General features: G+C 45.8%; 1 protein-coding gene. It reads right to left on the minus strand.

Going from position 1 to position 469, the window contains the following annotated elements; all coding sequences use genetic code 11:
* Positions 1 to 469: hypothetical protein (locus J8L98_RS24600; RefSeq protein ID WP_210998684.1), on the minus strand; the 469-nt coding region annotated here is incomplete at both ends.

Here is a 469-nt window from a genome sequence, read left to right on the forward strand (position 1 = left end):
CATTCTGTTGGTTGAATCATCAACACCCTGCATCGTCGTGGTAAGTGATTTAGTCGATTGTGTATTGGCCTCTGATAACAAACCACCTACATTCTCACCCACACTTTGTGATAGCTTTTGCGCACCTTGAGTTATTTTATTTTGGTCCGCTTTTGAGAGTCTTGATTCGTGACTCAACTCCCCAACAATGTAATTCCCCAATGCATTGCCAAACGCATCCGTTGCAACATTGCCAAAATTAAAGCTCGCTTGATTGCCAAACAGCTTATCTGCACCATAACCCAGTGCACTGTTTGCCACCCCGCCAAATGTATCGAACGCAATGTTACCTGTTGTCACTCCCCCTGACAAGCTATCCGCATTACCTATACCAAGCTCTGAACCTGCATAAGCTGATAACGCTGACGCTGCCACATTGCCCCAACGGAAACTGGCTTGGTTACCCACCAATTTATTTGCCGCAACAGAA

This window comes from Pseudoalteromonas sp. MMG013, from assembly GCF_018100885.1.
Taxonomy (GTDB): domain Bacteria; phylum Pseudomonadota; class Gammaproteobacteria; order Enterobacterales; family Alteromonadaceae; genus Pseudoalteromonas; species Pseudoalteromonas aurantia.